This window comes from Pseudoalteromonas sp. SG43-6, from assembly GCF_014164365.1.
GTDB classification, from domain to species: domain Bacteria; phylum Pseudomonadota; class Gammaproteobacteria; order Enterobacterales; family Alteromonadaceae; genus Pseudoalteromonas; species Pseudoalteromonas rhizosphaerae.
Genome location: NZ_JACJEZ010000090.1, coordinates 1 through 7,630 on the forward strand (window position 1 = coordinate 1; position 7,630 = coordinate 7,630).

Genomic DNA, 7,630 nt, shown 5'->3' on the forward strand with positions numbered 1-7,630 from the left:
AACTAGGTACTGAAGACGAGCCAGTTGTTGAAGACGAACCAGTTGCTGAAGACGAACTAGTTACTGAAGATGAAGCAGTTGTTGAAGATGAACTTACAGATGCGTTAGAAGATGAATATCATGGTGATTTCGCGACTGAACTTGAAGATCCACTGGAACAATCGTTGTCAGATGATCAGCTTGATGATGATTTTATGGCTGATCTCACCCAAACAGATTTTGATGCATTGCTTAGTGAGTTGGCTGAACCTGAGTCTTTAGAAATAGATGATAGCAGCGAGTTTGAAGTTGATTTCAATGCGTTACTCAGTGAAGATCTTGCTGCACTTGAAGAGCTTTCAGTACCTGATGATGTGCCGTCGGCGGAGCAATTAAGTGAAGACGTGAATACATCAACAAATGAGGACATCGTTGCGGATGAATTTGTCGATATTGATGCTTTGATTGAACAAAGTGATGATACAAGCTTAGATTATGAACCTTATGATGATGTAAATATGGATGTTGGATTAAGTGAGTTTGATGCCTTACTTGCTGGAGATAACCCAACTGATGTGGATGCTGAAAGTGGCGGTTATTCTGCAAAACTTGATTTAGCACGTGCTTATATTGAAATAGGGGATATGGATGCAGCCCTTGACGCTATTGACGAAGTGATAGCAAATGGTCCCGAAGAAGTACAAGAAGAAGCACAAAGCTTAAAAGCAAAATTACTGTAAGTTGTTTCTGCATTTATAGTTAAAACGGGGAGTAAATTTAGTTTACTCGCCGTTTTTTTAGCAATAGAAAAAAGCTCGCTTGGCTACTGTGCGCTTAATTTGTATAGAGTCACTTTTATTGCAGCGTCAGATAGCATAAAATGCCCCGTTCATTAGCACAGTAGGTAAAGCAGTAATTATGCGAGTAGCACTTGGAGTTGAGTACAACGGCGCCCGTTATAGTGGTTGGCAACGTCAATCGCATGTAAATAGCGTACAACAAGAAGTAGAAACCGCGCTTTCGCGTATTTGTAATCATCCAGTTGAAATAGTCTGTGCTGGGCGCACTGATGCCGGCGTGCATGGCACTGGGCAAGTGGTGCATTTTGATACCGATGCTGAACGCGATATGGTTGCATTTACTATGGGTATGAATACCTTGCTACCGAAAGATATTGCTATTCGCTATGCAAAACCGGTGAGTGATGATTTTCATGCACGTTTTAGTGCTACAGCTCGTCGTTATCGTTATGTTATTTACAATAACGCCTTTCGAGGAGCAATATTAAATGAAGGCGTTACGCATTTTCATCACCCACTTGATGAAACTAAAATGCAAGAAGCATGTCAATATCTATTAGGCGAGCATGATTTTACGTCATTCAGAGCTTTGCATTGTCAAGCGAATACTGCTACACGTACTATTCATCACTTGTCAGTTGAGCGTCAAGGCAGTTATGTGATTATTGATATTAAGGCTAATGCATTTTTACACCACATGGTGCGTAACATTACCGGTTGCTTAACCGATATTGGTATTCATAAGCAGCAACCTGTGTGGCTAAAAGAGTTACTTGATTTAAAAGAGCGAGCCAAAGCCAGTGCGACGGCAAAGGCGGCAGGTTTATACTTAGTTGATGTTGACTATCCGGCGCGGTTTGAAATTCCGTCGACACCACTTGGCCCTTTATTCTTAACGGATGTGAAGGGTTAATTGGTGATAAATTAAACATAACCTTGCAGGCATTTCACTACTAAGACCAGTTTTTTATACCGCCTGTGTGGAATTCATGTTTTAATTGAAAAAATTTGTCTGTCAATAATGATTTGGCAGGAACGCAGCAAAGCACAGAATAGTATTAAGAGAGTTGCAAATGAGTTGGTTAGAAAAAATCCTACCTAAAACAACAAAGTCTTCGGCTCGTAAAGAGATCCCTGAAGGTGTTTGGGCAAAGTGTACAGATTGTGATTCGATTTTATATAAAGCTGAATTAGAAAAATCACTCAATGTATGTCCTAAATGCAATCACCACATGCGTGTGAGTGGCCGTAAACGCCTTGAGCACTTTTTGGATGATGGCGACCGCCAAGAACTTGGCACACAGCACGAACCAAAAGATATTTTAAAGTTTAAAGACTCGAAAAAATATTCAGATCGTATCGCCGCCGCACAAAAATCAAGTGGCGAAAAAGACGCATTAGTCGCGATGAAGGGACGCTTAAAAGGCATTCCAGTGGCCGCCGTCGCATTTGAATTCTCATTTATGGGTGGGTCAATGGCATCGGTTGTTGGCGCACGTTTTGTGGATGCTGTTGATCAGTGTTTAGAGCATAACATGCCGCTAATTTGCTTCTCAGCTTCAGGTGGCGCACGTATGCAAGAGGCACTTATGTCGCTTATGCAAATGGCTAAAACCAGTGCTGCACTTGCTAAGATGAGCGAACAAGGCTTACCGTTTATCTCTGTAATGACTGACCCAACTATGGGCGGTGTATCAGCATCATTAGCTATGCTAGGTGATATCAACGTGGCGGAGCCAAAAGCATTAATCGGCTTTGCGGGTCCTCGTGTAATTGAACAAACTGTGCGCGAAACCTTACCTGAAGGCTTCCAACGAAGTGAATTTCTACTCGAGCATGGTGCCATCGATATGATTATTGATCGCCGTGAAATGCGTGACACACTTGCCCGCATACTAGCTAAATTTATGAACTTGCCTTCTACGGAACAAGAGCATAGAGTAGCGTAAATTTCAGCTTTACTGATTACACGCTATGACAAAAAATCTTCCTAGCCAATCATCAAGCCTTGATGATTGGCTTTGTTATTTAGAAAGTGTTCACCCAGCAAATATTGCCATGGGTTTAGAACGCGTTGCCAAAGTTGCCAATACCATTGGTTTACTAGATAGCCCAAGTAAAATTATTCTAATAGCCGGCACCAATGGCAAAGGCACCACTGCCCGATGTTTAGAATCACTGCTGCTTGCCCAAGGTTATTCGGTTGGTACCTATGCCTCTCCTCATTTAATTCATTATAACGAGCGAGTGCGCATTAATGGCGCTGAGCTTGATGATCAATTTCATGTTGATGCGTTTGACTTGCTCGAGCAAGGCCGCGGTGACACGCCACTGACTTATTTTGAGTATGGCACCTTAGGCGCACTGGCTATTTTTAAACGCCATAGCGTTGATTATGTGCTGTTAGAAGTGGGTTTAGGTGGGCGTTTCGATGCTACCAATATTGTTACTCCATTTGCCAGTGTGATCACCACCATAGATCTAGATCATAAAGAGTACCTTGGTGATACGCGAGAGCTTGTGGGTTATGATAAAGCAGGGATCTTCCGTACTGGCACACCTGCCATTGTCGGCGATTTAAATATACCGCACACAGTCACCGACTACGGTCATGAAATTAACGCGGTGATGCATTTATCAGGGCGTGACTTTATATTTAAAGAGCATGCGCAAAGTTTTAGTTGGCAATATCAAGCCCATCACTTTGAGTTTGCTAAACCATCAATCCCATGCCAAAACGCGGCAACGGCACTAACCACATTAGCCGTGTTAGATTTATTACCTAGTGAGGCAGTGATCCGTGATTGTTTAGCTAATTTAGTTGTTGAAGGGCGTTTTCAGCAACTAAGCAGCAAACCTATGGTCTATACTGATGTGGCACATAATGCTGAATCTGCACGCTATTTAGCTAAAAAGTTAGCTAACCTGCAAGATCAAGGCTTTAAAGTTCATGCGTTAGTCGCTATGCTGGCTGATAAAGACAAAGTCGCTGTATTAAATGAAGTTAGCCCGGTAGTTGATGCGTGGTGTTTAGCCGGACTTAATTGCTTTCGTGGCGATAAAGTAGAGAATTTAGCTAAATCCATGGATAATGTGCATACAAGCGCGCCAATTGAAAAATATCAAACAGTTGCAGACGCATTGGATGGTGTGTTGCCACAGCTTGATGAGAAGACGGTGTTAATCATATTTGGCTCCTTCTTAACTGTTGCAGCTGCTATCAATTATTGGAAAAAATAGAGAGGAATCAGGTGAACTCAGGCTTTATAAATCGTTTAGTCGGCACAACTATTGTGGTGATTGCAGCTATCGTGTTTATTCCTAATATTCTTGATGGCGAAAAAGTACATTACAAAGAAGGCTTTAAAGCCATTCCGGAACGTCCTGAGTTCACAACTATTGACTTGCAAGATTCAATAGATGATCAAGTGGCTAACGCACAACAGCCAAACGAAGAGCCTGAGGAAGATATATTGCCAGATGATGACCTACTCTCAAGTTCCTCTGAAGCAGTTGTAGAGACGACGCCAGTAGCGAAAAAAATGGTTGAAGCATCGACTGAGCAAACTACTGTAGCAACGACTACAGCACAACCTGTTGAAAAAAAGTCTGAGCCATCACGTAAGCCTGAAGAAAATTTATCGAAAATGGCATATGTAATTCAGTTGGGGAGCTTTTCGCATAGTGCGAATGTAAAATCGCTACAAGCTAAACTAAGTGACGAAGGGTTTAAAACCTTTACCCGTCCAGTTAAAACACCAAATGGTACTTTAACCAAAGTTTTTGTGGGTCCGTCGCTTGATAAAGCCCAGCTTGAGAGCAAACTCCCTGAATTAAAAGCACTTACTAAACTTAACGGAAAAGTTACCCAATTTGAAGTAGCAAAATGATCTGGCATTTAGTGCTGACCTCTTATAGAATGCGCCCCAAATTAACGACTAGTTGGTTCATATGATCTGGGTTGATTACGCCATCTTTGGCATTATTGCACTGTCTACTATTATCGGTTTAATTCGTGGCTTTATAAAAGAAGCAATGTCTTTGGCTGTGTGGGCTGGCGCATTTATCATATCTAGCTTGTTTTACCAATATTTAGCATCATTCCTAACAAGTATTTCTGAACCCCTTTTAAGAAATGCAGCGGCCATTGCCATATTATTCTTTGCGACGCTATTGTTAGGCGGATTGTTAAACTACCTTCTAGGTGAACTTGTACAACGTACTGGTTTGTCTGGCACAGACCGTGTCTTCGGCATTGTCTTTGGTGCACTTCGTGGCGTGTTGGTCGTGAGCGCGTTACTCTTCTTTCTTGATGCTTTTACTGGTGCACCCAATACGCACTGGTGGGGTAACTCTATTTTGATCCCAGAATTTGGCTTTGTTGTTGAGTGGTTTTTTTCATACCTCGAAAATAACTCTAGCTTTTTAAATTCGGTCAACCGTTAATCGGCGAGGAAAAATTTCATGTGTGGTATCGTTGGAATAGTCGGAACATCTCCTGTAAATCAGGCGATTTATGATGGCTTAACTGTTTTGCAACACCGTGGTCAAGATGCCGCGGGCATCATTACCATTGAAAACAACACCTTTAGTTTACGCAAAGCAAATGGCTTAGTGAAAGATGTATTTCACACCCGTCATATGAAGCGTTTACAAGGCACTATTGGTATCGGCCATGTACGCTATCCGACAGCAGGTTCTTCTAGCTCGTCTGAAGCGCAGCCGTTCTATGTTAACTCACCGTTCGGTATTGCTTTAGCACACAACGGTAACTTAACCAATGCAGAGCAGCTTAAAGATCAATTGTTCTGTGAAGCACGTCGCCACGTTAACACAACCTCAGATTCTGAAATTTTACTTAACATCATGGCTCATGAATTAAGTAAACCAAATAAACTACATCTTGACCCTGAAGATATTTTTAACGGTATCACCGAAGTTATAAATAAAGTTCAAGGCGGTTATGCCACCATCGCTATGGTAATTGGCCATGGTATTATCGCGTTTCGTGACCCAAATGGTATTCGTCCATTAGTGTTTGGTAAACGTGAAACTGCAAATGGCACCGAGTATATGTTTGCCTCTGAAAGCGTTGCGTTAAAAACCGATGGTTTTGAATTTGTGCGTGATGTCGCTCCTGGTGAAGCGATATATGTTACTGAAGGCGGTGAGTTTTACTCTCAAACATGCGCAGATAAAGTATCTTACTCGCCATGTATCTTTGAATTTGTTTACTTTGCACGTCCAGACTCAAATATCGATAGCATGTCTGTTTACGCTACACGTGTAAATATGGGCACTAAGCTTGGCGAAAAAATTGCTCGCGAATGGGCTGATAAAGATATTGATGTTGTTATTCCAATCCCAGAAACATCATGTGATGTGGCATTGGAAATCGCCCGCGTACTTAATCTGCCATATCGCCAAGGGTTTGTTAAAAACCGTTACATTGGCCGTACGTTTATCATGCCTGGTCAGGAAATGCGTAAAAAGTCAGTACGTCAAAAGCTCAATGCAATTGACCGTGAGTTTAAAGGTAAAAACGTATTACTAGTTGATGACTCGATTGTACGTGGCACTACTTCAGCACAAATTGTTGAAATGGCGCGTGAGTCTGGTGCTAAAAACGTTTACTTTGCTTCTGCTGCACCTGAAATTCGCTTTCCGAACGTGTATGGTATTGATATGCCATCTGCGGCTGAGTTGATTGCCCATGGACGTGAAGTTGAAGATATCAATGCAAGCATTGGCTCTGATGGTTTGATTTTCCAATCGTTACCTGATTTGATTGCTGCCGTAGCGCAGGAAAACCCAGAAATTACACGATTTGAAACATCAGTATTTGATGGCCAATATATTACCGGTGGTATCGATCAGAATTATTTGAATCGTATTGAACAGCTGCGTAATGATTCGGCAAAAAGTAGTCGTGAAAGTGCCATGTCTTCTGGTTTAGAGTTACATAATCAAGAAGAAAACGGCTCAGATTAATCTCTGCCTAGCGAAATAAAAAAGGAGCTAAATTTAGCTCCTTTTTTGCGAAGGAAAGAAAATAATAACACTACTATATACTACATTTTACAGCTTCTAACGTTGAACTAGGTATCATGTAAAGGTTGGACTTACGATACCGTTGGTCCACAATATGGCGGTGACAGCTAAAATAATCACCAGTAAAATTAGTCCGCAAGTTACCACAGAGCTTGCGTAAATAAAGCCACGCTCTTGCGGTATATGCATCAAAATGGGCACACCGGTATACAGCAAGTAGACCGAATAGCCTAAAGCGACCAAACCCACACATACAACAAACCATAGTTCTGGCCAAAATGCCGCTAGTGCAGACATAAATACTGGTGTTGAAGTATACGCTGCAAGTTCTAAGGTTTGGGTAAAGGTTGGTTCTGCACCAAAAGTAACAGCCATCCAATGTGCTAAATAAGCCAGCGCAAACACACCCACAATTAAAGCGCCATACATAGCTGCAGCAATCAGTATTGCACTATCGTGGGTTAAAAATACCGGATTACCAGCCCCGATACTCCAGCCCAAATAAACTGATGAGTAATAACCCATTGCAGATGGAAACAACGCTATCAGTAATATATGTGATAGGCTATATGTTAAGCTCTCGTGGCGGTTATCTATTGTTTGCCACTCTTCGAGTGGATGGGCATATATGCCCCAAAGATGGTTTAGTATCATAATTGTGTGCCCCATGAAAAGGAATTATACCAATCGTGTTAAGTTACTGACCATTTATAGCGACAGATAAATACAGTGATAACAAGGCGTAAATTTTGACATGTAGTTGTTCTACTTGAAAAAATTATAACGCAGTTAGCGCTTTA

The 7,630-nt window shown here is 41.7% G+C and carries 8 protein-coding genes; 7 read left to right on the forward strand and 1 reads right to left on the reverse strand.

The window, feature by feature from the left end:
* The 7 genes from H5201_RS21635 to purF all read left to right on the forward strand — a co-directional run.
* Window positions 1-719 (forward strand): FimV/HubP family polar landmark protein (locus tag H5201_RS21635; RefSeq protein WP_310736958.1); only part of this gene is annotated, 719 nt, incomplete at its 5' end.
* 178 nt (window positions 720-897) lie between these two features.
* A complete protein-coding gene (gene truA, locus H5201_RS21640) occupies window positions 898-1,692 on the forward strand; it encodes a tRNA pseudouridine(38-40) synthase TruA (RefSeq protein WP_149980769.1) in 795 nt (264 codons plus the stop codon).
* A 160-nt stretch (window positions 1,693-1,852) separates the two neighbouring features.
* Window positions 1,853-2,728: an acetyl-CoA carboxylase, carboxyltransferase subunit beta gene (gene accD, locus H5201_RS21645; RefSeq protein ID WP_145241496.1), complete on the forward strand. Its 876-nt coding sequence runs from the start codon at window positions 1,853-1,855 to the stop codon at window positions 2,726-2,728.
* Between the two features lie 25 nt (window positions 2,729-2,753).
* A complete protein-coding gene (gene folC, locus H5201_RS21650) occupies window positions 2,754-4,019 on the forward strand; it encodes a bifunctional tetrahydrofolate synthase/dihydrofolate synthase (RefSeq protein ID WP_149980768.1) in 1,266 nt (421 codons plus the stop codon).
* A gap of 11 nt (window positions 4,020-4,030) precedes the next feature.
* Window positions 4,031-4,669 (forward strand): SPOR domain-containing protein, encoded by a 639-nt coding sequence (locus tag H5201_RS21655; RefSeq protein WP_182762697.1) that lies wholly within the window; start codon window positions 4,031-4,033, stop codon window positions 4,667-4,669.
* A 61-nt stretch (window positions 4,670-4,730) separates the two neighbouring features.
* Entirely contained in the window at window positions 4,731-5,225 is a 495-nt protein-coding gene (locus H5201_RS21660; protein ID WP_054206292.1) for a CvpA family protein, read from the forward strand.
* Window positions 5,226-5,243: 18 nt separating this feature from the next.
* The gene (gene purF / locus H5201_RS21665; RefSeq protein ID WP_182785369.1) at window positions 5,244-6,770 is read left to right on the forward strand and encodes an amidophosphoribosyltransferase; all 1,527 of its coding nucleotides are present in this window, start codon (window positions 5,244-5,246) and stop codon (window positions 6,768-6,770) included.
* 114 nt (window positions 6,771-6,884) lie between these two features.
* On the opposite strand, the gene H5201_RS21670 is transcribed toward purF, so the two are convergent.
* Complete coding sequence (locus H5201_RS21670) at window positions 6,885-7,484, reverse strand: Yip1 family protein (RefSeq protein WP_145241488.1); 600 nt, start codon at window positions 7,482-7,484, stop codon at window positions 6,885-6,887.
* Window positions 7,485-7,630: the final 146 nt, after the last annotated feature.

Coding starts and splice junctions, on each gene's coding strand:
- purF (WP_182785369.1), top strand. CDS start 5,244: ATGTGTGGTATCGTTGGAATAGTCGGAACATCTCCTGTAAATCAGGCG.
- H5201_RS21660 (WP_054206292.1), top strand. CDS start 4,731: ATGATCTGGGTTGATTACGCCATCTTTGGCATTATTGCACTGTCTACT.
- accD (WP_145241496.1), top strand. CDS start 1,853: ATGAGTTGGTTAGAAAAAATCCTACCTAAAACAACAAAGTCTTCGGCT.
- folC (WP_149980768.1), top strand. CDS start 2,754: ATGACAAAAAATCTTCCTAGCCAATCATCAAGCCTTGATGATTGGCTT.
- H5201_RS21670 (WP_145241488.1), bottom strand. CDS start 7,484: ATGATACTAAACCATCTTTGGGGCATATATGCCCATCCACTCGAAGAG.
- truA (WP_149980769.1), top strand. CDS start 898: ATGCGAGTAGCACTTGGAGTTGAGTACAACGGCGCCCGTTATAGTGGT.